Source organism: Thalassospira profundimaris WP0211, assembly GCF_000300275.1.
Taxonomy (GTDB): domain Bacteria; phylum Pseudomonadota; class Alphaproteobacteria; order Rhodospirillales; family Thalassospiraceae; genus Thalassospira; species Thalassospira profundimaris.
The window spans coordinates 410085-435828 of sequence record NZ_AMRN01000002.1 but is presented as its reverse complement, the minus strand read 5'-3'; the positions used below and the strand labels follow the sequence as shown (position 1 = coordinate 435828).

The following is a 25744-nucleotide window of genomic DNA, read 5'->3' as shown; positions in this document are numbered from 1 at the left end:
ATGGTAAACAGCAAAATCGCCATATCAACCGCCGCGATGATCGCCATCGCAGCCGCTTGGTCTGGTCCGGCGTCGGCAACGGGTTTGTCTTCAAACATTGTTGCCGAAGTCGCTGTCGAAACCAGCGCAGCAAATGTCATTCAGAGCATGGCTGACCAGGCCATGAATGAACTGACCGATCAAAGCCTTGCTGACGACGTTCGCCGCAAAAAGTTCGTGTCCCTGATGGACCGCTATTTTGCAATGGATGTCGTTTCGCGCTTCGTTCTGGGGCGTTACTGGCGTTCGATTTCCGAAGCGGAGATCGAAGAGTTTTCAGTCCTGCTTCAGAACTATCTGGCGCTCAACTACGCAAACCAGTTCAAGGAATTCAACGGCGAACAGTTTGTTGTCGGTGATGAGACCCAGAAGAACAAGGACACCTTTGTCGATTCGCAGTTCGTCCGCCCGGACGGCCCGCCGGTAAACATTGTTTGGCGGATGCGGATGTTTGATGACAGCTACAAGATCATTGATGTTTCCATCGAAGGTCTGAGCATGGGCATCACCCAACGCGATGAATTCACATCGGTCATCCAACAGAACAACGACGATGTCGGCGCCCTGACCGCTGCACTCAAGGCAAAAACCGGTCTCTGATCGAAGCCTGCCTTAATATCCGAATACAAAAGCCACCATCCTTGCGACGGTGGCTTTTTTGCATCTGGCATCCGGGCATAAAAAGGCCACCCGAAGGTGGCCTTTAATCTCAAACCGATTGACCGCCTTAGCGGGTCAGCGGCTTGTATTTGATACGGTGCGGTCGGCTTGCCTCTTCACCATAGCGACGTTTGTAGTCGGCTTCATATTCCTGATAGTTCCCTTCGAACCACTCGACATGCGAGTTGCCCTCATAGGCCAGAATGTGGGTAGCAATACGGTCAAGGAAGAAGCGATCGTGCGAGATGACCACAGCGCAACCGGCAAACTCGAGAAGACCTTCCTCAAGCGCACGCAGGGTATCGACATCAAGATCGTTGGTCGGTTCGTCAAGCAGCAGAACGTTCGCACCAGACTTCAGCATCTTGGCAAGGTGAACACGGTTACGTTCACCACCGGACAACTGGCCGACTTTTTTCTGCTGATCTGCGCCTTTGAAGGCGAACTGTGACACATAGGCACGCGACGACATCGGACGCTTGCCCAAAAGGATCTCGTCAAGGCCGTCAGAAACTTCCTGCCAAACCGTTTTGTTCGGATCAAGCGAGTCACGCGACTGATCGACATAGCCCATCTTGACGGTATCACCGATCTTGAGCGTTCCTGCATCCGGGGTGTCAGCCCCCGTCAACATTTTGAACAGGGTGGTTTTACCCGCACCGTTCGGACCGATCACACCAACGATACCCCCCGGCGGCAGACGGAAATCAAGGTTTTCAAACAGAAGCTTGTCACCATAAGCCTTGGTCAGGCCCTCGGCGGTGATAACTTCGTTACCAAGGCGCTCGGCAATCGGAATAACGATCTTGGTGGAATCCGGCACCGCTTTTGCGGCCTCGGCGACCAGATCGTCATAGGCACGGACACGGGCCTTGGATTTTGCCTGACGGCCCTTCGGGTTCTGGCGGATCCATTCAAGTTCAGTGGCAAGCTGTTTCTGGCGGCTGCCTTCCTGACGGGATTCCTGTTCCAGACGCTTTTGCTTCTGCTCAAGCCAGGAGGAATAGTTGCCTTCGAACGGAATGCCCTGACCCCGGTCAAGTTCCAGAATCCAGCCCGTAACGTTATCGAGGAAGTAACGATCGTGGGTGACCAGAATGACGGTACCCTGATAATCTTCAAGGTGGCGCTCAAGCCACGCAACCGACTCAGCGTCAAGGTGGTTGGTCGGTTCGTCAAGCAGCAGAATGTCAGGCTTTGCAAGCAAAAGGCGGCAAAGGGCGACACGACGGCGCTCACCACCTGAAAGCTTGGTTACATCCGCATCCTTGGGCGGGCAACGCAGGGCGTCCATCGCGATCTCAAGGGTACGTTCCAAATCCCAGCCATTGGCCGCATCGATGCGTTCCTGAAGTTCACCCTGCTCTGCAAGGAGATCATTCATTTCGTCATCGGTCATCGGCTCGGCAAACTTGCCGCTGATTTCGTTGAAGCGTGCAAGATCGTCAACAATCGAACCGCACCCTTCCATGACGTTGCCAAGAACGTCTTTCTCCGGGTTAAGCTGCGGTTCCTGCTCAAGGTAACCGACATTGACGCCTTCGGCAGGCCAGGCTTCACCGGCGTAATCCTTTTCGATGCCGGCCATGATTTTCAGCAGGGTGGATTTACCTGCGCCGTTGTTACCGAGAACACCGATTTTTACGCCTGGCAGGAAGGACAGTGTGATGCCCTTGAAAAGTTCGCGACCGCCCGGAAGGATCTTGGTCAGGTCCTTCATGACGTAAATATACTGGTAGGATGCCATTAAATTCCCCATCCAAAAGTCGTTGGGTCCGCCCTGTTGGGCTGAAACACTTCGGCACACTCATGCGCATGCCTGAAATACTGTGCCCGTTTGTAACCGACAGGCAGGCTCTTAACAACTTCAAACCGCAGACAGCTCACATGCTATCAAAACATGCCAGGTGGCGAGCTGAAACAAGGTGCATCAAGCAATCTCGCGTCGACGACATCATTCCGGTTGGGCAAACGAAATTTGCGTCGATTTCAGTCAAAAAATAGCCGCGTCGGACAGTGATGAGGCCCTTAAGTTATAAAAACGTCACTTTTTAGGCACTTAGACGCAATGTTTTTCAACCTTAAAATGCTGCAATGCACACAGTGAAAACCGCCCGGATTCTGTCACTATTTTTATTCGACGTTGGGGCACAACACCTTCTAACACCCTGTTCTATACGACTAATGATTAGCTTATGGCGACTCTCGAAAACTGGTATCGAGCTTTACAGGTAATGAGTGTGTCTTGATGCATTCAACGCCACGCATTCATGCGGCCGACAAACACAGCATAAAAATATGTCGGCAGGGAAAGTTATCATTTCTAGGAAGGAGACGCGCGATGGATGAACAAAGCGCAGCCTACTGGAAGAGAAACGTGAAGCTGGTCTCGGTCCTTATCGCGATCTGGTTCATCGTTTCCTACGGTTTCGGCATCTTGTTTGTCGATGCCCTCAACTCTATCGAAATCGCGGGCTTCCAGCTTGGTTTCTGGTTTGCTCAACAGGGGTCCATTTACGTCTTTGTCGCACTGATTTTCGTCTATGTGGCCAAGATGAACAAACTGGATCGCGAATTCGGCGTTCGTGAAGACGACTGACGCAGGATCAGGGAGACAGACAAGATGGATCTTACCACCCTTACATATATTGCCGTCGGCTTGAGCTTCGCGCTGTATATCGGCATCGCGATCTGGGCCAAGGCAAGCACCACCGGCGAATTCTATGTCGCTGGCAAAGGTGTTAACCCGGTCGTCAACGGCATGGCGACCGCAGCAGACTGGATGTCGGCTGCTTCCTTTATCTCTATGGCTGGCCTCATTGCCTTCCTTGGCTATGGCGGCTCGGTTTACCTCATGGGCTGGACAGGTGGTTACTGCCTGCTGGCGATGCTTCTGGCACCGTACCTTCGCAAGTACGGCAAATTCACCGTGCCGGAATTCATCGGGGATCGTTATTATTCCAAAACCGCCCGTATCGTTGCTGTTATCTGCCTGATCTTTATCTCGTTTACCTATGTGGCAGGTCAGATGCGCGGCGTTGGTATCGTGTTCTCGCGCTTCCTTGAAGTTGAACTCCTCACCGGCCTGTTCGTCGGCATGGGCATCGTCTTCATCTATGCTGTTCTTGGCGGCATGAAGGGCATTACCTATACCCAGGTTGCACAATATTGCGTTCTTATTATTGCCTACACCATTCCGGCAATCTTCATTGCCTTCCAGCTGACCGGCAATCCGCTGCCGCAGCTGGCATTTGGCTCGACCGTGAATGGCACCGGCGAATACATGCTTGATCGCCTTAACCAGGTTGTGACGGAACTCGGCTTCCTCGAATACACCACCACCAACAAGTCAACGATTGATATCTTTGCAATCACGCTTGCACTGATGGTTGGTACTGCCGGTCTTCCGCACGTTATCGTTCGCTTCTTCACCGTTCCGAAAGTACGTGATGCACGTTCATCGGCCGGTTGGGCGCTGGTCTTCATCGCGCTGCTGTACACCACTGCTCCGGCAGTTGGTGCAATGGCTCGCCTGAACTTGACCGACACCATCCAGACCGGTGAAGTGGGCGCAGAAGACGGTAACCTCGTCTATGAAGAACGTCCTGACTGGATGAAGCGCTGGGAAGCAACCGGCCTTCTGAAGTTCGAAGACAAGAACGGTGATGGCCGCATCCAGTATTACAACGATGCGAACGCAGAGTTTGCGACCAAAGCAGCCGAATATGGCTGGGCTGGTAACGAACTGAGCGTTGACCGTGACATCATGGTTCTTGCCAACCCGGAAATCGCACAGCTTCCGAACTGGGTCATTGCCCTGGTCGCAGCTGGTGGTATCGCCGCAGCACTTTCAACAGCTGCTGGTCTGCTGCTTGTGATTTCGTCGGGCGTTTCACATGACCTTCTCAAAGGCACGTTCACACCGAACATGACAGAAGGACAGGAACTGATGGCCGGGCGTGTTGCGGCTGCGGTCGCGATCGTGATTGCCGGTTATCTGGGCTACAATCCTCCGGGCTTTGTGGCACAGGTGGTGGCCTTCGCCTTCGGTCTTGCCGCATCCTCGCTATTCCCGGTTATCATCATGGGTATCTTCTCCAAGAAGGTTAACCGTGAAGGTGCTATTGCCGGGATGCTGGTCGGTCTGATCTTCACCATGGGTTATATCATGTCCTACAAGGGCATCTTTATCCCGGTATTGATCGAAAACGTCGAAGCAAACTGGCTGTTCGGCATCTCGCCGGAAGGCATTGGCGTCGTTGGTATGCTCCTGAACTTCATCGTTGCTTTCGCTGTGTCGAAAGTCACCGCTGAGCCGCCAGAGCATATCCAGCACATGATTGAAGACATCCGCGTTCCGAAAGGAGCCGGTGGCGCAGTTGACCACTAATCGGTCAACTGGTTTGCCAGGAACTGTTGCAGGCCCCCGGATCATTGATCCGGGGGCTTTTCTTTTCGGCCTTAGTCAGGCAACAATGCACTCAGGGCATGCCCTTGCGGAGGAAAACAGTCATGAGCATCGAACTCGAAGAAATTGCCGAGTTTCTAAAACAACATCACCCGTTCGATCTGTTACCTGACGAAGAAATCAACGCCCTGCCCAAGCGCCTCTCGGCCCGCTATTTCCGCGCAGGGACCAAGGTCCTCTCGCCTGAGGAACAATGCCTTCATCTTTACATCATCCGCACGGGCGGCACCGAAACCCGCGACCCGAACGGGCAGTTGCTTGCCCGTCTGTCAGAGGGTGAATGCTTTGGTGTGCGCGCGATGTATCAGAATGGTCGCGCGGCAAATAACATCACAACTCTGGAAGACAGCCTGTGTTACTTGCTGCCCGAAAAGGATTTTCATGCGCTAACGGGCAAGTATCCGCAGTTTAGCTATTTCTTCGCCCAGATGGGCGGCGAACGCCTGCGCAGTGGCATGCAGTTGCTCGAAAGTCGCGATGACGATCAGCTCAAACTGATGAGTGTGAAGGTCAGTGACCTGATTGCCCGCGAACTGGTCAGCATCGACACGTCGGCCTCCATCCTTGAAGCTGGCCAGTTGATGAGCAAGGAACGCGTTTCCTGTCTGCTGATCACCGAAGGCGGTGACGGCGTTGCCGGGATCATGACCGACCGTGACCTGCGCAATCGTGTCATCGCCAAGGGCCGCAGTTATGATGAGCCGGTAACGGCCATCATGACCGAAAAGCCGATCTCGATCGATCCCGATCAGTACGCCTTTGATGCGCTTCTGACCATGACGCGCAACAATATCCGCCATCTGCCGGTGATGAAGGACGGCAAGGCAGTTGGCATGATCACCACCAACAACTTGCTGGCACGCCAGTCGCTGTCGGCTGTTTACATGGCAGGCCGTATCGGCAAACTGACCGAACCCGAAGAAATGGCAAAGGTCATCGCCCAGGTCCCCGAACTTCTTAGCCACCTGATCGAAGCGGGCGCGACATCGCAAAATGCCGGACATATCGTAACAACCCTTTCGGATGCGGCGACCGCCCGGCTGCTGCAACTGGCAGAGGACGAATTCGGCCCCCCGCCCGTTCCCTATGTATGGATGGCGGGTGGGTCACAAGGCCGCCAGGAACAAACGGCACTTTCGGATCAGGATAATTGCCTGATTATAGATGACGCCTATAACGCGGATCAGCACGGGGACTATTTCAAAAATCTTGCCGACTTTGTCTGTGATGGCCTGAACAAGGTTGGCTACGTCTATTGCCCCGGTGAAATGATGGCCAGAACAGATGAGTGGCGGCAACCGGTGCGCACCTGGCAGCACTATTTCAACAAATGGATCGAACAACCCGAACCAAAATCCTTGATGCTGTGTTCGGTCTGGTTTGACCTGCGCCCGGTCCACGGCACCAAGAGCCTGTTTGAAGACCTGCATCGCATGATCATCTCCAAGGCCAAGGACAACCGTATTTTCCAGGCCTATATGGTGGGCAATGCGCTGAGCCATCATGTCCCGCTTGGTTTCTTCAAGAATTTCGTCATGATCCGTGGCGGCGAACATGACAAGACCCTTGATCTGAAACATAACGGCGTGGTGCCAATCGTTGATATCGCCCGCATTCACGCCCTTGCCAACGGGGTCGAGGCCGTAAACACCTATGAGCGGCTCAATGCCGTAAAGGCATTCCCATCCATCAGCAATCAGGGGGCGTCGGACCTTCTTGATGCCTTTGAATTCATCAGCATCACCCGCCTGAAACATCAGGTCCGTCAGATCCGGCGCGGCGAAAAACCCGATAACTTCCTGCAACCTGAAAGCCTGTCGGCCTTTGAGCGCAGCCATCTCAAAGATGCGTTCTCGGTGATCAAGAACCTTCAGGGCGCGCTTGAGCACGCCTTTGGCAAAAGCGGGACGTAAGCCATATGGGATTGCGCCAAAAAATCCTCGACAGTCGGCTGTATCGTGACTTCATCCAGCGCAAGGCAACCGGGCCTTTGCGGACCTATTACGATGTGCCGGCTGCCGATCCTGAAAGATCCGTGATGGAAACCGAATTCATCGCTCTTGATTTGGAAACCACCGGCCTTGACCCCAAAAAGGACGAAATCGTCAGCCTCGGCTGGGTGATTATCCGTCAGCTTTCGGTCGATTTTTCAAGTTGCGAACATATTCTGGTGCGGCCAACCAAGGAGCTCAGCGAAAGCTCGGTCGTGGTCCACCGGATCTTTGACAGCGATGTCGCCGATGCCCCGAGCATTGAAGCGGCCCTTGAGCATCTCTTGCCGCAGATGGCTGGCCGGGTTCTGTTATCCCACCATGCCCCGATTGAACTGGGCTTCCTTGGTCAGGCCTGCAAACAGTTCTTTGGCGCGCCGCTGCAAATCCCGACGGTCGACACCCTGGTTCTGGCTCTGCGTGACATCCGGCGCAGCGGTGAAACCATGAAATCAGGGGCGCTCCGGCTTGATACATTGCGCCGAAATCATAACCTGCCCCCTTTCCGGGCCCATAACGCATTGTCTGACGCGATTGCCGCGTCGGGCCTGTTTCTGGCCCAGATCGCCAAACGTGATCCGAAAGGCGAACTTGAGCTCGACCGGATACTGCGCTAATCGGTTATCAGGGCTCAAAAAATGCCCCACCAATAATAACAGCAGATCGGGAGCCACCAGCCTATGTACGTCTTTATCTTCTCAACCGTTGTTATCGGGTTTGCGTCGGCTGGCGTGGTCATGTTGCTGTTCCGGCTTTGGGGCCGCAAGGCACCGAAATATGTCATTCCGCTCGTCGCAGCGATTGCGATGTTTGGCTACATGATCTGGGATGAATACACATGGTTTGATCGCTACGAGGCCCGCCTGCCTCAGACCATCAGCGTCATTCAGACCTTTACTGACGAAAACATTTTCGCGCCCTGGACACTGGTTTCCGCACCGACCAACCGCTTTACGGCGATTGATCGCGAAAAACTGGTATCCAATCCCCAAAACCCCGATGAAAAACGCGTCATGACCCTGCTACTGCGCAAGGGCGGCGAAACCCTTGCCCTGACCCATCTTGTTGATTGTGCGCAAGGACGGCGTGGCTATATCACGCCCGATACGTCACTCGACAGCAATGGTTTCCCGACCGCAATGAATGAATGGTTTGATATGGATGCCGACGACCCACTGCGCGCGGCGGTCTGTTCCTGAACGCTGTTTCCATCGCGAAATCGGACAACCTTTGGCCCGCCCTGTGGCGGGCCTTGTCATGTGTGGCAACAAAACTGATTTCGTCTATAGTGATGCAAACGCGCCCTTTTTTAAGTTACGGGTCCCTATGCCCCATTTTCGATCCCCATTGCCATCTGCAGTCGCCTTCTTTGTGATCGCGATCATATTTGTTGGCAGCATCTCAACAGCGGCTCGCGCGCGTGACATCACCGTCTTTGCCGCCGCAAGCCTGACCAACGCCATTGAAACTGCGACCGCCACCTATGAAAAGGAAACGGGTGATACAATTCGCCTGTCCCTTGCAAGTTCTTCGACACTGGCACGCCAGATTGCCGCAGGCGCGCCGGCCGACATCTTTATCTCCGCCAACGAGAAATGGATGACCTGGTTAAACGATCAGGGCTTGCTTGTCCCCGGCAGCCGCCATGACCTGCTGACAAACCGTCTGGTTATTGTCGCCCCCAAAGATAGCAATCTTACCCCGATTAAAATTAGCAATACTTCAGACCTGACAGCATTGATCGAACCCAGTGATCGCATTGCAGTCGGCGACCCGGACCACGTGCCTGCCGGTATTTATGCCAAACAGGCACTGACATCTTTGGGGCAATGGGAAACAGTTGCACCAAGACTTGCGCGTACTGACAATGTTCGTGCGGCCCTGGCGCTGGTTGAACGGGGCGAAGCACCGATTGGCATTGTTTATCAAACTGACGCCGGCATTTCCGATAACGTCAAAATCATCGGCACCTTCCCCGAAAACAGTCACCCGGTCATTACCTATCCTGCTGCCCTGACGGGTGATCCGTCCGAAACCAAAGCCATGAAATTCCTGCTATGGCTTTTGGGGGATGACGCGGGCCGCATTTTTGCCGACTATGGCTTTGAACCCGTTGCAACAACGCAAGCCAACCTGCCCTGAAAATGATCAGTTTGACCCCCGCCGAAATCGAGGCACTTCTGTTAAGCTTGCGCATCTCAGGCGTTGCTGTTGCTTGTGCGCTTCCCTTTGCCATTATTGTCGCAACCGCGCTTGCTCTTGGTCGATTTCCCGGGCGCTTTATTCTTGATGCGATTGTGCATCTACCGCTGATCCTGCCACCGGTTGTGATGGGTTATTTGTTGCTTGTTGCGTTGGGCACACGGGCACCCTTGGGTGCTTGGCTGTATGAGACTTTTGACCTGCGTTTTGTCTTTAGCTGGACGGGCGCGGCACTGGCATCAGCGATTGTCAGCTTCCCGTTTCAGGTCCGCGCCATTCGACTGAGCCTGGAAAACGTCAATCCGGGTCTTTATCAGGCTGCTGAGACCCTTGGCGCCGGGCCGATTGACCGGTTCTTTTCGCTGACATTGCCTTTGGCACTTCCCGGTATCATTGCCGGTGCCATCACGGCCTTTGCCGCAAGCCTTGGCGAATTCGGCGCGATCATCACGTTCGTCTCGAACATCCCCGGTGAAACCCGTACCCTGCCACTCGCGATCTATACTGCGATCCAGACACCGGGCGGCGAACTGGCTGCGGCACGGTTGGCCGCCCTTTCAATCGGCTTGGCCTTTGCCGGACTGCTTCTGTCTGAATTGGCGCTCCGTCGTATTCGCAAGAGGGCCGCGTCATGAGCATCGGTGTCAATGTTGAACGCAGTCTCAAGACTTTCAGGCTTTCCGCCGAGTTCAATATTCCTGAACCGGGTATAACGGCCCTGTTTGGCCCCTCTGGCAGCGGCAAGACGACACTTGTTAACATGATTGCGGGTTTGGTCCGCCCGGATCGCGGCCATATTCAAATCAACGATCATGTACTGTTTGAACATTCACGTGGCATCAACCTTCCGGTTCGCAAGCGTCGGGTTGGCTGCGTGTTTCAGGATAATCGCCTGTTCCCGCATAAATCGGTACGTGACAACCTGTTTTACGGGGCGCGCCGCAATCCCCACAAACTGCCACAGGATGAACAACAGGCCATCCTTGAGATGCTTGATATCTGGGATCTGATGGATCGCCGACCCAACCTTCTGTCTGGCGGGGAAAAGCAACGGGTGGCACTTGGGCGTGCTCTTTTGTCCAATCCGGATGTATTGCTGCTTGATGAGCCGCTTTCCGCCCTTGATCACGCCCGCAAACAGGAAATCCTGCCGTATCTCGAATGGTTGCGCGATCATCGCAAGATACCGATCCTTTATGTCACCCACGCGATTGACGAGGTCGCCCGCCTTGCCGACCACATGGTAATCATTGATCAGGGCAAAACACTTGCGACCGGGTCGGTATTTGAAATGCTGGGCCGCACGGACTTGGCGCCGCTTGCCGGGCGCTTTGATGCCGGAACGGTTCTGGCCGCCCGAATTGTCAGTCGTGATCCCAAGGCCGAGGTCAGCTTCCTTGAATGTGGTGGGCAACGACTTGTCGTGCCCTATCTTGGCCGCCCGAAAAGTGATCGTGTCCGACTGCATATTCGTGCCCGTGATGTGATGATTGCCCGCACCCCGCCGCACGATATCAGTGCGAACAACATCATTCCCGTCACCGTCACCAAAATCAGTGACGAGCCCGGTGACACCATCGATGTGACCATGTGCTTTGGTCAGGATGCGGATGCCACCCTTCTGGCGGAAACCAGTGGCCGTCCCAAAATTCATGCCCGCATCACGAAATGGTCGGGATCACGCTTAAAACTGCAACCCCATCAAAAGGTCTTTGCCGTGATCAAGTCGGTCACGGTCAATGGGCAGTTACGCGATCGCTAAAACTGACACACCAGGAAACGACAAACCCCCGTCGGTATCTTCGACGGGGGTTTGTTTTAAGGCTTAAGGGTGCTGATACGCACTGGGCGCTGGCCAATCCCATTTATCCTGCAAGGCCGGATCGGTTTCATAGATCTCGACCTTAAGCGGATAACAGGCGGCCTCATCACTTGAATGGCCGGTGCTGCAATCGCCACCCGGACAGGTCGACAAATTGCCCAGCAAATCGATCTCGGCAAACATTTCAAGATAGTCCCCCGGGCGTACCGGGCTTGCCTTCATGAAATACTGATGGGTGTCCTTGGTAAAGCCGGTGCACATGAAGACGTTCAACACATCATGCACATAGTGATCGGCTTCCTGCATCGACATGCCGGTCTCGTCCCTGAATGCCCGGCACAGGTTGGAATGGCAGCAATGGTGATAATCATTCCCTGACAGCAACCGGTTGGTGAACGGGTCGCAGCGCGTGCCAATCACGTCATGCACACTGCCGCCGTCCTCATCAAAACCATACCAATCAAGGGTATCTTCGCTGATCAGCGCCATCGAACGCAGATAGGGCATGTTGGACCACAAACGGTCGCCTGTGGTCAGGTGGGTCCGATGCAGGGCACGGGTTTTGCCGCTGAAAAACCGTTCCTTCAGGTCATTGGCATTCCAAAGGTTCAAATCACCGACTTGCGGCCCATCGACACTGACAATGCGGAAAAAGTATCCCTTGGGCACATGAAACGTGCGCGCATCGCGCGGCGGAACGATAACCTCGTTCACTTTCTTCATTGATGCCTTGAATTCGGCCAAGGTCGCAAAGTCAGGCTCGGGCAAGGTTCCGTTGGGATATACAACGACCGGCTTAATCGCGCGACGCTCGGCGGCGTCTGTAGGGGCTTGGTGCTGGGGCTTGAAAGTCATGGGGTGGCCTCGATAACAGGAAAATAGATGGGCGACAGAATGGCACAGTGACACGTTGACACAAGCCTGTTTCAACCTGTCCGACTGGCAGATCAACCGATCAACTAAACAAGCGGTGTGATCAATTCTTGGCGTTCGTCCCACGCATCAAGATTATCGACAACCAGTTGGCCCATGGCATCGCGGGTTTCCACCGTTCCACTCGCCAGATGCGGATAGAGCACAACGTTATGAAGATTGGCAAAGGCCGGATCGATATCCGGTTCATTTTCGAACACATCAAGTCCCGCGCCGGCAATCAACCCGTGCTGCAACGCCCGAATCAAAGCCGGTTCATCAATCACCGATCCCCGTGCGATATTGATCACGACACCCTCTTTGCCAAGGGCATCAAGCACCGCTTCATTAACGATCCCGTTGGTCGCGGCCCCACCGGGGCACGACAACACCAAGATATCCGACCATGTCGCGAGTGCAGTCAGATCGTCGAAGAACCGGTACTCGACATCCTTCTTGCTGCGTCCGAAATAGCCGACCTCGACACCGCTTGGAACTGCGCGTGATGCGATTGCCTGTCCGATCCGGCCCAGCCCGACAATGCCGAGCTTCTTGCCGCGTATACTTCTGGTCAATGCCATCGAACCTTTTGCGGCCCATTTTCCACTGCGTACCCAGTCGTCGCCCAAAACAAGCTTCCGCAAGGTTGCATGCATCAACATGATCGCCGTGTCGGCAACGTCTTCGGTCAGAACGTCAGGTGTGGTTGAAAGACGAATGCCGCGGTCACGCAGTGCCTTAAGATCAAACACATCATACCCAACGCCAAAGCTTGTAATGACTTCAAGGTTCGGTAGTTGCGCCAACAAGTCTTCCGGAACACCAAACCGCGCGGATGTCACAACGGCTCTGATCTGATCGCCCATTTCATCAAGAAATTTCTGCTTGTCCGGAACCAGGTCATAACGATGCAGATCGTGGCGTTCTGCCAACATGGCCGTGTAGGCCGGGCGAATATCAAGAAGGGCAAGGACGGAACGTATCATTGGGGCTTCTTTCGGTGGCTGCGTTTGCAGCAAACACTAGCGGCCTCAATCACCTGAGACAAGTTGATGCGCAGTTTCGTATCACCAGGACACCACATTCAACCTAATACGTTTGCCTGGATACAATAAGGGCGGGGATGGCAATCACCAAAACCCCGCCCCAATGCAGATTATTCTGCCGCGAATTCCTTGCAGCCGGTGCACAGCAGATCAATGATGTGCAGGGCGAACGAACGCCAGATATCCATGCGGAAGCTTTGCTCGGCATCCCGCCAAAGAACAACCGTAACACCGTCAATCACTGTGCGGCAGCCACCACCAACAGGGATGCTGTCGATATCGCGCGGGCAACCGATGGTCAGCAACTCGCTCGCACGTTCGCCTTCGATGCGTACCGTGACTTCACGGGCTGACACCTCGGTCAGGCTGTGGGTTGCCGATGCATAGACATCCGCGCACACCTTCGTCACTGTGTCGGCATCATCCGGCTTGGCAATAATCAGCCATTCATCCGGGCCGAGACAGATGGACTCAGTCGTGCCATTGGCCGCACGTACGCCAACTGTGGTTGCCAGATCAACACCAATCGCCTTGGATACGGCCGGAATATTGGCCGCCCGCAAACGTAGCGAGAAACGGGCAACAGGTGCCATCAGGGTCAGTTTAACCTGCCCGGAAGCAACGATCGGACCTGGCGTAAATGCGTGTGTAAGTACCGTCATTTTTCTGTTCCCCGCCTAGAGTTTCAACCGTTCGCCTTCGGGATCGTAAAACACGGTCCCGGTGACGGTCGCCTTGATCACACGATCTGGCATCGGAATGTAAATGGTTTCACCCATACGATTGAAACCGTCTTCAAGCAGCGCCATGGCAATCGGGCGACCTGCGGCATCGCTGTGATAGCTTGATGTCACATGGCCGACCATCTTCATCGGCTTGGGCTGGTTCGGATCAAGAACGATCTGCGCCCCTTCCTCAAGCTTGGTTTTGCCATCTTCGGTGAGAAGACCAATCAACTGCTTGCGGCCTTCGGCAACGAGGTCCGGACGCGCGAGACCGCGCTTGCCAACGAAGTCTGGTTTCATTTTACCGATTGCCCAGCTCAACCCGGCATCATGCGGGGTGACTGTGCCATCGGTGTCCTGACCGACAATGATATAGCCCTTCTCGGCACGCAGCACGTGCATGGTCTCAGTCCCATAGGGGCAGATATCGTATTTCTTGCCTGCTTCGAACAGCATTTCCCAAAGGGCGCGACCGGCATGGGCCGGAACGTTGACCTCAAAGCCGACTTCGCCGGTAAAGCTGATGCGGAACAAGCGCGCCGGGAAGCCACCCACGCGGCATTCGGCAACTGACATGTGCGGGAAGGCCTCATCAGACATATCCAACCCTTCGACAAACGGCTCAAGCACCTTGCGCGCATTTGGGCCGTTCAGTGCAATGGTCGCCCACTGCTCGGTCGTTGAAGTCAGCCAGACATCAAGGTCCGGCCACTCGGTCTGAAGGTAGTCTTCCATCATGTTCAGAACACGCGCCGCACCACCGGTCGTGGTTGTGACATGGAAGCGATCATCGGCCAGACGACCAATGACACCGTCATCACGGATAAACCCGTCATCGCCCAGAAGAAGGCCATAACGTGCCCGCCCCGGTGCCAGCTTGGTCCAGGGGTTGGTGTACATGCGGTTCATGAATTCAACCGAATCCGGGCCAACCACCTCGATCTTGCCAAGGGTCGATGCATCAAAGATGCCGACACTCGCACGCGTCGCAAGGCATTCGCGCGACACGGCTGCATGCATGTCTTCGCCGTCTTTAGGGAAGTACCATGCACGGCGCCACAGGCTGACCGGCTCGTAAGCGGCACCGTTTTCTTCGGCCCAACTATCGATCGGGGTTTTACGCGTCACTTCAAAGTGACTGCCCTTGTGATAACCACAGAAGGCGCCAAAGGTCGTCGGGGTGTAAGGCGGACGGAAAGTCGTCAGACCGACTTTCGGCTGCGGCACACCCAATGCGTCAGAGGCAATATTGAGGCCGTTGATGTTTGACATCTTGCCCTGATCGGTTGCCATGCCGTTGGTGGTGTAGCGTTTGACATGTTCGATCGAACGCATGCCTTCGCGTACCGCCAGACGAAGGTCCTTGGCCGTCACGTCGTTCTGGTAATCGACAAAGGCACGTGCCTTGCCAGCATCCAGATCGGTCGGCAGTTCCTTGTGGCTGACACCGGTTCCCGAACGGTCATTGGCAACGCCGTAGCTTGCCGCCTTGGCCTTTTTGCCAAGGCTTTTGGCCACAGCCGCGCCCATTTCCGCACCGTCATTCAGGACCGCTTCAATGCCCCACAAGCCACGGCCCGCACCGGCGATTTCGCATTCTTCTGCCTTGTGATCGGGCAAGAAGGTCTGGCGTTCGTCGTCCCACTTAAGCGTTCCCTTGGTGTGGGAAAACAGATGCAGCGACGGCGTCCAGCCCCCCGACATCAGAAGGCAATCACATCCGATTATTTCAGCCTGACCGACCGTCGATCCGGTCACCGGGTTGACCCGAACCGATTTGACACGCAGGCGGCCTTCGGTGCCGGTCACGGTATGACCGGCCATGATGCGAATGCCGCGTTTGGTGGCCTCGGCAATCAGATCGGCATTCGGTTCGGAACGGGTATCGACGATGGCAGCAATGGTGGTGCCCGCATCGGCCAGATCAAAGGCTGCGTACCATGCGCTGTCATGGCTGGTGACGATGACAGCCTTGTTGCCAACCCGCACACCATAGCGGTTGATGTAGGTCTGGGCCGAACCGGCAAGCATCACTCCCGGGCGGTCATTGCCATCAAATACCAGCGGTTTTTCCAGTGCGCCTTGCGCCAGAACAACCTGCTTGGCGCGGACACGCCACATGCGTTCACGCGGGGTTTCTGCATCCGGGCTGGCCAAGTGATCAGTCAGTTTTTCACACAGACCAACCATGTTCTGGTGGTAATAGCCAATCGCCGTCGTGCGGGTCATGACTTTGACGCCAAGCTCTTTGAGTTCCGCCACGGTTTTGGCAACCCAATCCCATGCTGGCACATCTTCAATCACGGCCGACGGCTCAGACAGAAGCGAACCACCCGCTTCGGGGTTTTCGTCAACAAGGGTCACTTGCGATCCGGCACGTGCCGCCGTAAGGGCAGCAGCAAGACCGGCAGGACCAGCACCAATGATCAGAACATCGGTATGCAGGTAGCGCGAAGCATAGTGATCTGGATCCGGTTCGGTCGGCGAAACGCCAAGACCGGCCGCCGCACGAATAAACGGCTCATAGACCTTGTCCCAGAAGGATTTCGGCCACATGAAGGTCTTGTAATAGAACCCTGCCGAAAACAGCATATAGGCCTTGTCATTGATCGCACCAATGTCGAATGACAGACTGGGATAGCGGTTCTGGCTGTTGACCTGAAGACCGTCCCAGATTTCCTGAACAGTCGCACGGGTGTTTGGCTCAAACCGGCCCGGACCACGGCGCGTGCCGACCAGTGCGTTCGGTTCTTCCGAACCGGCCGTCACGGCACCACGCGGGCGGTGATATTTAAACGAGCGACCCATCAGGTGAATGCCATTGGCCAGCAATGCCGATGCAATGGTATCGCCTTTGAAACCTTTGATCTTCTTGCCGTCAAAGGTGAACTGGATGGGTTGGGTGTGATCGACGCGACCACGCCCGGAAACGCGGAAGCTGCTCATTTCGATTTCTCCAACAGTTTGGACAGTTCAGGACGGGGATCATCGGTTTTATAGGTGATCAGGAACCGGTCACTGACAGTGTCACGCACGGCGTTGAAATATCGACCGCAGCCATGGAAGTGGCGCCAGCGTTCATAATGCGGGCCCTTCACGTTGGTGCGGATGAACAGGAAATCACGCCATTCTTCGTCACTGACCGACGACGGATCGGCCGGACGTGCAATATGCGCTTCGCCGGCATAGGTAAATTCCAGTTCCGGCAGGGTCTGATTGCAATAGGGGCAATGGATCAGAAGCATGTCCGGTCTCCTTAGTGCGCAACAGCGGCAGCAGCGGCTTCGTCAATCAGACGGCCGGTGCTGAAACGTTCAAGGGTGAAGGGCGCGTTGGCCGGATGCGGATCATCCTTTGCCACGGTCCATGCCAGTGTATGGGCGGCACCCGGGGTTGCCTTGAACCCGCCGGTACCCCAGCCACAGTTGACATAAAGACCCGGTACCGGCGTCTTGCCAAGGATGGCTGAACGGTCCGGGGTCACATCGACAATACCACCCCACTTACGCAGCATGCGCATGCGGTTGAAGATCGGGAAGATCTCGCAGATCGCGGCAACCGTATGCTCGATCAGAGGCAGGCCGCCACGCTGGGAATAACTGGTGTACTGGTCGGTGCCCGACCCGATCACGAGCTCGCCCTTGTCAGACTGGCTGATATAGGCATGCACGCTGTTGGACATGACCACACAGGGGAAGATCGGCTTGATCGGCTCGGACACCAGCGCCTGCAACGGATAGCTTTCAAGCGGCATGCGAACACCTGCCGTATCCATCACGACCGAGGTATGACCGGCGGCCGAAACAGCAACCTTTTTCGCACCAATGAAACCCTTGGCGGTTTCAACACCGGTGACACGGCCATCCGGGCCACGGCGAATGGCGGTTACCGGGCAGTTCTGAATGATATCAACACCGCGTGCTGCCGCCCCACGGGCATAACCCCATGCCACCGCATCGTGGCGCGCGGTTCCTGCGCGACGCTGAAGCGCCGCGCCAACGACAGGGTAACGCGCAGTCGGCGAAATATCGAGGGGTGGGCAAAATTCCTTGGCTTCCTCGGCTGACAGCCAGACGTTATCGACACCGTTAAGGCGGTTGGCATGTACGTGGCGCTGGAAGCTTTGAACGTCATGAACGTTGTGCGCGAGCATCAGAACGCCGCGCTGCGAATACATGACGTTGTAGTTCAGTTCCTGGCTCAGGCCATCCCACAGATCAAGTGCATGGTCATAAAGCTTGGCACTTTCATCATAAAGGTAGTTCGACCGAATGATCGTCGTGTTACGGCCGGTGTTCCCACCGCCAAGCCAGCCCTTATCGATCACGGCGACATTGGTGATGCCGTGTTCCTTGGCCAGATAATAAGCCGCACCAAGACCATGACCACCCGCGCCGACGATGATGACATCGTATTCGGCCTTCGGCTCACTGTCGGGCCATTGCGGCTCCCAGTTCTTTTGGCCGCTAAGGGCGTTTTTGATAAGCGATAGCGCAGAAAAATGGGTCATGATTATACGATCCCCCGATTTACCATTGCCGGAACTCTATCAATGTCCATGCTCTGCGGACTGGATAATTGCGACAATTTCATTGTATATTTTTGCCATGAACTCTTTTTCGAGCCCGGGATCAAACCCCGGCAAACCCAATGCAAAAAAGCGCCTTCGCGTCGCCTTTCTGCTGGCAGACAATTTCACGCTGACAGCGTTTGCCAGTTTTGTCGATGTCTTGCGTCTTTCGGCCGATGAAGCCGACCGTTCGCGGCCCATTCACTGCGACTGGACGGTGCTGTCTGATACCATGAACCCGGTACGATCAAGTTGCGGGGTCAAGGTGCAGCCTGACACGCGTCTGCGCAATGCCGGTGACTACGACTATATCGTGGTTGTCGGCGGCCTAATTCAAGAACAGGGCGGGTTTTCATCTGATTGCATTGCCTATCTCAAGGCGGCTGCGGCCAAGGGCAAAAATCTGATTGGCTTGTGTACCGGTGTTTTCGCGCTGTATGAGGCGGGACTGCTTGAAGGATACCGATGCTGTGTTAGCTGGTTTCACCATGACGAATTCGTCGCACGGTTCGAAGCCGCCCAACCGGTTTCCGATCAGATCTTTGTCGTCGATCGGGATCGCCTGACCTGTTCGGGCGGGCATGGGGCCGCGCATCTGGCGGCCTGGGTGGTGGAAAAACACATCGGCCGCACGGCGGCGACCAAAAGCCTGAGTATCATGATCATTAACGAGGCCATGACCGGCGAAAATCCGCAGCCGGGCTTTCAGACCGATCTGGTTGCCCGCGAACCACTGGTGAAAAAGGCGCTTTTGCGAATGCGCCAGAATATTGAGTCGCCCGAAACCGTCGCCAAAATGGCCGAAAAACTTGGCGTCACACGCCGTAAGCTCGAACGCGCGTTTAATGCCGATATCGGCATTTCACCGTCACGAGCGGCGCTGCGCATCCGGCTTGATGCCGCCAAGAAGCTGCTTGGCGAAACGGGAAAAACCACCACCCAGATCGCACTTAGCACCGGTTTTTGCGACGCATCGCATTTCATTCATGCCTTCAAGGCCGAAATCGGCATGAACCCGTCGGAATACCGAAACACGGTTCCGACGGCCCAGCCCTGATCAGGCATCAATGGTGACTTGCCCGATCGGGTTCGAGCAGCAAGCAAGGATATAGCCTTCCTCGATATCGTCGTCCGTGATCCCGCCATTGTGGACCATATGAACCTGCCCTTCGGTCTTGCGCACCTTGCACGTCCCGCAAATCCCCATCGAACAGCCTGACGGGATCACAAGGCCTGCCGTGCGCGCCGCGGCAAGGACGGTATCGGTTTGGGTGCAATTTGCCGTGATGCCAGATGCGGTGAATGCGATGACCGCCTTGCTGTCTTCATCAGGCACGACATCATCTGGCACTTCTTCTGCTTCCAACGTCGGCGCGTGGAAGCTTTCCTGATGGTAGCGATCCATATCATAGCCAAGCCCGACAAGAACCTCGCGCACGGCCTGCATGAACGGTTCCGGTCCGCAACAGAACACTCCACGTTCAAGATAATCCTGCGCCATCAGACCCAGCATCAGCTGATTGAACGTCCCCAAATACCCGGTCCACGGCTTGTAGGGATCGGCTTCTTCAACCACCCATTTCAGGGCAATACCATTGATCCGCGACGCGCTGTGTTCCAGGCGTTCGCGAAAGATGATCTCGGAGGGGCGTTTTGCACAATTGACGAATACAATGTCGGGATCACGCCCGGCGTCATAAAGATAGGTCGTCATCGACATCATCGGCGTGATACCCGACCCCGCCGAAATGAACAGATATTTATCCGCCGGATGATTAACCAGTGAAAAGCTGCCCGCCGGCCCCTTGGCCCGAATGCGCACGCCCGGACGCAAATGATCCAGCATCCAGCGCGTGCCGACCGAACCCGCCTGCGCCTTGACCGTTACTGTCAAGGATGTCGGCCTCGATGGCGAAGATGAAATCGTATAGGTCCGATAAAGCGGCCCGCCCGGCACCGGCAGCTCGAGGGTCAAAAACTGCCCGGGGTCATAACTAAACAACGCGCCCGATACCGACTGGAAGCAAAATGTCATGACATTGGGGGCTTCTGGCAGGAACGAAACACATTCCAGTTCCTCGGAGTCCGACCAGAAGGCAAGCTTTGGTTTCTCGATCACAGACATCGCCCTACTCCGCCGCGATCAATCTGGTTTGGGTCAGCCTGTCCAACAGGGTTTTCGCATACCAGTTGCCAAACTGGGCAACACCGGCTTCGTGGATTTCGGAATACGGACCAACCTTGTAGGCTGGTGTCGCAATGCCACGCTGATTGTTTTCGACCACTTCCTTGTCTTCGGCATTGGTCGCAAGCCAGACTTCGGTCAGTCGTTTCAGATCATAGTCACGGCCTTCAACCGCGTCCTTGTGCACAAGCCATTTGGTGACGACTTCGGTTTCCATCGGGCTGATCGGCGTCACACGGAAAACAAGCGCATGATCAGACAGGAAATGGTTCCAGGTCGATGGATAATGGAACTTCAAAAGCGATCCGGCATTTTTGAACGGGATGTTGGAGTTCGGCAGGCTGACAGCCGCCTTGGTGTCGAGAGTATAACTTTCGGCTTCCCCCAAAAGCGGCACACGCACCAGACGCCATTCACCACTATCGGCCATCTGATAGGCAGATGGCGCGCCAACCGCCTCGCAGCGGGCCACATGATCATCAAGCACACTGGCCACAACACCATCGGACGTACTGCCAATCGCACGCGCATCTTCCGGGAAGGTCCGGCACAAAGACGGGTGGTTGCCCCCGCAGTGATAGCATTCCCGATTATTCTCCCAGACCAGCTTCCAGTTGGCCTTTTCGATAATCGTGCTTTCAAACGCGACCTTGGAATTTTCAAGATCGTGTGGCGCAAGATAGCGTTCGGCAGCCTTGGCGAACGGTTCGATATCCGGCGCATTTTCAGCCAGACAAATGTAAACCAACCCGTGGATCACCCGGCAATGAACCGGGCTTAGCCCGAATTTTGAATTGTCAAAATCCGGCCCCATGTCACGCGCCCAAAGCAACTTGCCATCAAGGTCGTAGGTCCACTGGTGATACGGGCAAACCAACCTTGGATTCCGGCCCTTTTTCGTTTTACACAGAACCGACCCGCGATGGCGGCATGAATTGTGAAAGGCACGCACCACCTGATCATTGCCGCGTACGATCACGACGGAATAAGCACCGACTTCATAAATGACGTAATCGCCCGCCTTGGCAATTTCACACGCTGGGATCGCAAACAGCCATTCCTTGTAATGAATGTTTTCAAGGTCGAGCTCAAAGATCGACTGATCCGTATAGAACGGCTGTTCCAGGGAATATCCGGGAACGCGACGCGCCAAAAGCTCTTGGACTGAATGCGGCATAACGGGCATGGCGGAAATCCGTTTCTTGATGGTTGGAAGCAACCAAAAGTGTGAACTTCATGCCACGATTTACAACGGCATTAATTTTCATCTTGGTTTAGCTCAGCTAATCTGAAAAACTCACCTAAGTTACCCTGCTCTGTTTTCAGGAGAGGCTCTTGGCCCGCCCATATGATCTGTCTTCGATAAATGCCCTGATCTGCTTTGAGGCAGCTGGTCGCAACATGAGCTTCAAGGATGCGGCGGCAGAACTTAATGTTACGCCTGCGGCTGTAAGCCATCAGATCAAGGCGCTTGAGGCCGATATTGGCAGCGCCCTTTTTATTCGCCGCAATCGGGGCGTGGAGCTGACCGAGAAAGGCGCCTTCCTTCTCGTCGCCCTGCAACGGGGCTTTGAAACCATTTCCGACACGGTCATTCAGTTGCGCGATCAACCCGAAACGGTTGATGTCACAATCCGGACGACAACCGCTGTCAGTTCACTTTGGCTTACGCCAAAAATTGCCGCCTTCTGGAAAATTCATCCCAATATCACGGTGTCGCAAATTGTCTCGGATGTGCCGGGCATGACTGGGTATTGCGATCTTAGCATCCATTACAGCAACCCCGATGACGGGGCGGACGGATATTACAAACTGTTTCAGGATCGCGTGGCCGCCATCGGCACACCGGCGTTTAAGGCCGAACAAAACATCGAAACGATTGATGATCTTTTGCGTGCGCCCCTGATACACCTGCATAACGAGGAAACCGACTGGACAACATGGACCGACTGGTTCCGTGCATTGGGACGCCCGGCCCCAAAGGGCCGCAGTTTCAAGCTCAACAATTACACGATTGCGCTTCAGGCCGCGCAGGATGACGTCGGTGCGGTGCTTGGCTGGGACGAGCTGGTTGGGCCTCTGCTGGAAGACGGACGGCTGATCAAACTTGTGCCTGACGAAATCCCATCCCCCATGGGATTTTATCTACGCGTCCATCCGCGCGCATCCGAAAAGGCCCGCATATTTGTCGACTGGCTGATCGACGCCGCCTGAGATAACGGGAAACGGCAAGCGCAGTAGAACACTGCGCTTGCCGTGCGCATCAGACGTCTTTTAACAAACGCAATGCATCATAGATCGCCGCATGGGTATTGCGTGCCGATACCGCATCCCCGATCCGGAACAGCTGATAGGTCCCGTCGGGATTGCGCACGACCGATTGCGGCTTTCCGGCCAAAAGGTCATCATGCGACATTTCACCATGGTTCAATGAGCCGGGCTTGAGATCAAAATAGATATCATCAAGCGGAATGGTGCCGTGGTTGACCACGATCTGATCAACGATGCGCTGCTTGGCAACCCCGCCATAATCACTGCCTACATACGCGACCAATTGGTTGCCCTGCTTTTCCACCGCCTCAAGGCGATAGGTCACCGTAAAGGTGGTATCAAGCTTCTGCATGCTGCGCATATAGGGCACAAGGTTCATCGCCATGACTTCCGGTGCAAAGGACCGATCCGGTGTCATGATTTCGACCTTGGCACCACTTTGGGCAATCAGTTCGGCAGCCTGCAAACCGGCATGATCCCCGGCATCGTCATAGACCAGAACATTGGCGCCCGGCTTGACGTCGCCCGAAATGATATCCCAGGTCGACACAACCAGATCATTGCCCTTTGACAGCACCTCGGTATCGGGCATGCCGCCGGTGGCGATGATCACCACATCAGGATTTTCGGCCGTAATCGTGTCGGCCTCTGCCCAGGTGTTGAAATGGAACGTCACGCCAAGTCGGGTGCATTCAGCCATGCGCCATTCAATGATGCTGATCATTTCACGGCGGCGTTCATTCTGCGCGGTCAGGCGGATCTGCCCGCCCGGATTTGGGGCGACTTCATAGACAACAACTTCATGACCACGTTCGCCAGCAACACGGGCGGCCTCCATGCCCGCCGGGCCAGATCCGACGATCACGACCTTTTTACGGGTTTCTGCCGCCTCGATGATTTGAGGCATCGAAAGCTCACGCCCGGTTGCGGCGTTGTGGATGCAATAGGCCGACCCGCCCTGATAGATGCGATCAAGGCAATAGTTCGCCCCGACGCACGGACGGATTTCATCTTCGCGCTTTTCAATGATCTTGCGGACAATATGCGGATCGGTGATGTGTGCGCGCGTCATACCAACCATATCAACCTTACCCGATGCTATCGCATGGCGTGCGGTTGCAACGTCCGGGATTTTCGCGGCATGGAAAGTCGGGAAATCGGTGGCTGCGCGAATTTCCCCGGCAAAATCCAGATGCGGCGAGTTCGCCATGCCCTGGATCGGGATCACGTCGGTCAGACCCGCATCCGTATCGATATGCCCGCGAATGACATTGAGGAAATCGACCATGCCACTGTCTTTTAGACGCTTTGAAATCGACAGGCCATCTTCCTTGGTCAAGCCACCCTCAAGGTCTTCATCACCGGTATAGCGCACACCGACAATGAAATCCGGCCCAACCCGTTTGCGAATTTCAGTCAGAACATCAAACGTAAAGCGCAAACGGTTATCGATGCTGCCACCATAAGGACCATCAAGTTCGTTGGTCAGCGGCGACCAGAACTGATCCATCAAATGGCCATAGGCCTGAAGCTCGATCCCGTCCATACCGCCCGCCTTCATACGTTCGGCCGCATCGGCATAATCCTTGATGATGCGTTCGATATCCCAGTCTTCCATCTTTTTCGGAAAGGCCCGGTGGGCGGCTTCGCGCTTGTGCGACGGGGATACTACCGGCAACCAGTTTGCCTTGTCCCAACGCGTGCGACGGCCAAGATGGGTCAGCTGGATCATAACCGCGGCACCCTGTTCATGCACCGCGTCGGTCAGGTCCTTCATCCACGGAACGACTTCATCCTTCCAGACCAGCAGGTTGTTGAAAACCGGCGGGCTGTCCTTTGACACCGCAGCCGATCCCGCCGTCATCGTCATGGCGACACCACCCTTGGCGCGTTCCACATGATAGGCGCGATAACGATCCTTTGGCATGCCATCCTCGGGATAGGCCGGTTCGTGCGACGTCATCATGATGCGGTTGCGCAGTGTTAGATGTTTAAGCTGATAGGGCTGAAGAAGCGGATCGTTGGACATGTGCGGGGCTCCGGGTTTGGACTCTCTGCCCATGACGATATTCAGAAATGTACAGTTATGTCAATTTTAAGTTCACTGATGTATATTTCAGATACATTCATGTACACTTTGCTTGTCGCGATCCAGGCAGTTTGCTAAGGAAACGTCCATGGAAGAACAAATTGAAGATATCGCCGGGCAAAATAGCGGCTGGCGCGGGTCGGCCGAGATTTGGCTGAACGCAGCCTATGACGCCCTACTTGAAACCGGTGTCGATGGTGTGAAGATCCAGCCATTGGCAAAACGCCTGAACCTGTCACGCACCAGCTTCTATTGGTTTTTCAAGGACCGAAAGGAGTTGCTGGGTGCCCTGCTGGATCTGTGGCGCGAAAAGAACACCGGCAATCTGATCAAACAAACAGAGGCCTATGCCGAGACCGTCTCGGAAGCGATGCTGAACATTATCGATTGCTGGCTGATGCCCGACCTGTTTGACTCGCGTCTTGAATTTGCCGTCCGCAGCTGGTCGATGCAGTCCGATGATGTCCGGGCTGAAATTGAAAAGGCCGATCAGCAACGCCTTGATGCGCTCGCCAAATTGTTCATCCATTTTGGACAGGAAGAACGCATGGCAGACGTCCGCGCCCGTGCGATCTATCTGGTACAGATCGGCTATATCTCGATGAAAGCAAACGAAGATCTAGCCGTGCGCATGGCACGCATTCCGGGCTATGTCGAAACATTCTGCGGCCAGGCACCGACACAAAGCGAACTCAACCGGTTTTACGCGCGGCACAATTTTGCGCCCTGAACCGGTCAGCTCATCAGATTTGCAGGGCGGCCAA

22 protein-coding genes are annotated in these 25744 nt (G+C 55.2%); 12 read left to right on the top strand and 10 right to left on the bottom strand.

Annotated elements, in window-relative coordinates:
• The gene (locus tag TH2_RS06250; protein ID WP_008889561.1) at positions 1 to 639 is read left to right on the top strand and encodes an MlaC/ttg2D family ABC transporter substrate-binding protein; all 639 of its coding nucleotides are present in this window, start codon (positions 1 to 3) and stop codon (positions 637 to 639) included.
• 127 nt (positions 640 to 766) lie between these two features.
• Here the strand turns inward: TH2_RS06250 and ettA are convergent, their stop codons facing one another.
• On the bottom strand, positions 767 to 2446 hold the full coding sequence (ettA, locus tag TH2_RS06245; protein WP_008889560.1) for an energy-dependent translational throttle protein EttA: 1680 nt from the start codon (positions 2444 to 2446) through the stop codon (positions 767 to 769).
• 594 nt (positions 2447 to 3040) lie between these two features.
• Between ettA and TH2_RS06240 the strand changes: the two genes are divergently transcribed.
• From TH2_RS06240 to modC, 8 genes are all read left to right on the top strand, one after another.
• Complete coding sequence (locus TH2_RS06240; protein ID WP_008889559.1) at positions 3041 to 3298, top strand: DUF4212 domain-containing protein; 258 nt, start codon at positions 3041 to 3043, stop codon at positions 3296 to 3298.
• 24 nt (positions 3299 to 3322) lie between these two features.
• A complete protein-coding gene (locus TH2_RS06235) occupies positions 3323 to 5089 on the top strand; it encodes a sodium:solute symporter family protein (protein WP_008889558.1) in 1767 nt (588 codons plus the stop codon).
• Between the two features lie 122 nt (positions 5090 to 5211).
• Complete coding sequence (locus TH2_RS06230; protein ID WP_008889557.1) at positions 5212 to 7080, top strand: DUF294 nucleotidyltransferase-like domain-containing protein; 1869 nt, start codon at positions 5212 to 5214, stop codon at positions 7078 to 7080.
• Positions 7081 to 7085: 5 nt separating this feature from the next.
• Positions 7086 to 7775, top strand: a complete 690-nt coding sequence (locus TH2_RS06225; protein WP_008889556.1) for an exonuclease domain-containing protein — start codon at positions 7086 to 7088, stop codon at positions 7773 to 7775.
• A gap of 63 nt (positions 7776 to 7838) precedes the next feature.
• Complete coding sequence (locus TH2_RS06220) at positions 7839 to 8357, top strand: hypothetical protein (protein ID WP_008889555.1); 519 nt, start codon at positions 7839 to 7841, stop codon at positions 8355 to 8357.
• 148 nt (positions 8358 to 8505) lie between these two features.
• Positions 8506 to 9300: a molybdate ABC transporter substrate-binding protein gene (modA, locus tag TH2_RS06215; RefSeq protein WP_040822787.1), complete on the top strand. Its 795-nt coding sequence runs from the start codon at positions 8506 to 8508 to the stop codon at positions 9298 to 9300.
• A 2-nt stretch (positions 9301 to 9302) separates the two neighbouring features.
• Positions 9303 to 9995 (top strand): molybdate ABC transporter permease subunit, encoded by a 693-nt coding sequence (gene modB / locus TH2_RS06210; protein WP_008889553.1) that lies wholly within the window; start codon positions 9303 to 9305, stop codon positions 9993 to 9995.
• Positions 9992 to 11122, top strand: coding sequence for a molybdenum ABC transporter ATP-binding protein (modC, locus tag TH2_RS06205; RefSeq protein ID WP_008889552.1), 1131 nt, complete (start codon positions 9992 to 9994; stop codon positions 11120 to 11122). The genes modB and modC overlap by 4 nt, the downstream gene beginning before the upstream one ends.
• Before the next feature lie 63 nt (positions 11123 to 11185).
• Here the strand turns inward: modC and TH2_RS06200 are convergent, their stop codons facing one another.
• The 6 genes from TH2_RS06200 to TH2_RS06175 all read right to left on the bottom strand — a co-directional run bounded on the left by TH2_RS06200 (position 11186) and on the right by TH2_RS06175 (position 18375).
• Positions 11186 to 12037, bottom strand: a complete 852-nt coding sequence (locus TH2_RS06200) for an urea carboxylase-associated family protein (protein ID WP_008889551.1) — start codon at positions 12035 to 12037, stop codon at positions 11186 to 11188.
• A gap of 104 nt (positions 12038 to 12141) precedes the next feature.
• A complete protein-coding gene (locus TH2_RS06195; RefSeq protein WP_008889550.1) occupies positions 12142 to 13080 on the bottom strand; it encodes a 2-hydroxyacid dehydrogenase in 939 nt (312 codons plus the stop codon).
• 170 nt (positions 13081 to 13250) lie between these two features.
• Positions 13251 to 13802: a sarcosine oxidase subunit gamma gene (locus TH2_RS06190; RefSeq protein WP_008889549.1), complete on the bottom strand. Its 552-nt coding sequence runs from the start codon at positions 13800 to 13802 to the stop codon at positions 13251 to 13253.
• 15 nt (positions 13803 to 13817) lie between these two features.
• Positions 13818 to 16811, bottom strand: coding sequence for a sarcosine oxidase subunit alpha (locus TH2_RS06185; RefSeq protein ID WP_008889548.1), 2994 nt, complete (start codon positions 16809 to 16811; stop codon positions 13818 to 13820).
• Positions 16808 to 17110, bottom strand: coding sequence for a sarcosine oxidase subunit delta (locus TH2_RS06180; RefSeq protein ID WP_008889547.1), 303 nt, complete (start codon positions 17108 to 17110; stop codon positions 16808 to 16810). Before TH2_RS06180 ends, TH2_RS06185 begins: the two co-directional genes overlap by 4 nt.
• 11 nt (positions 17111 to 17121) lie before the next feature.
• A complete protein-coding gene (locus tag TH2_RS06175; protein ID WP_008889546.1) occupies positions 17122 to 18375 on the bottom strand; it encodes a sarcosine oxidase subunit beta family protein in 1254 nt (417 codons plus the stop codon).
• 97 nt (positions 18376 to 18472) lie between these two features.
• On the opposite strand from TH2_RS06175, the gene TH2_RS06170 reads away from it, so the two are divergent.
• Complete coding sequence (locus tag TH2_RS06170; RefSeq protein WP_081579278.1) at positions 18473 to 19492, top strand: GlxA family transcriptional regulator; 1020 nt, start codon at positions 18473 to 18475, stop codon at positions 19490 to 19492.
• Here TH2_RS06170 and TH2_RS06165 read toward each other — a convergent pair whose 3' ends face one another.
• Together TH2_RS06165 and TH2_RS06160 are read right to left on the bottom strand one after the other, a co-directional pair.
• Complete coding sequence (locus TH2_RS06165; RefSeq protein WP_008889544.1) at positions 19493 to 20560, bottom strand: FAD-binding oxidoreductase; 1068 nt, start codon at positions 20558 to 20560, stop codon at positions 19493 to 19495.
• Positions 20561 to 20564: 4 nt separating this feature from the next.
• On the bottom strand, positions 20565 to 21806 hold the full coding sequence (locus TH2_RS06160; RefSeq protein WP_008889543.1) for an aromatic ring-hydroxylating oxygenase subunit alpha: 1242 nt from the start codon (positions 21804 to 21806) through the stop codon (positions 20565 to 20567).
• Positions 21807 to 21955: 149 nt separating this feature from the next.
• Between TH2_RS06160 and TH2_RS06155 the strand changes: the two genes are divergently transcribed.
• Positions 21956 to 22834: a LysR substrate-binding domain-containing protein gene (locus TH2_RS06155; protein WP_008889542.1), complete on the top strand. Its 879-nt coding sequence runs from the start codon at positions 21956 to 21958 to the stop codon at positions 22832 to 22834.
• 49 nt (positions 22835 to 22883) lie between these two features.
• Here TH2_RS06155 and TH2_RS06150 read toward each other — a convergent pair whose 3' ends face one another.
• The gene (locus TH2_RS06150; protein WP_008889541.1) at positions 22884 to 24920 is read right to left on the bottom strand and encodes an NADH:flavin oxidoreductase; all 2037 of its coding nucleotides are present in this window, start codon (positions 24918 to 24920) and stop codon (positions 22884 to 22886) included.
• A gap of 148 nt (positions 24921 to 25068) precedes the next feature.
• Between TH2_RS06150 and TH2_RS06145 the strand changes: the two genes are divergently transcribed.
• Positions 25069 to 25710 (top strand): TetR/AcrR family transcriptional regulator, encoded by a 642-nt coding sequence (locus tag TH2_RS06145; RefSeq protein WP_008889540.1) that lies wholly within the window; start codon positions 25069 to 25071, stop codon positions 25708 to 25710.
• Positions 25711 to 25744 lie beyond the last annotated feature (34 nt).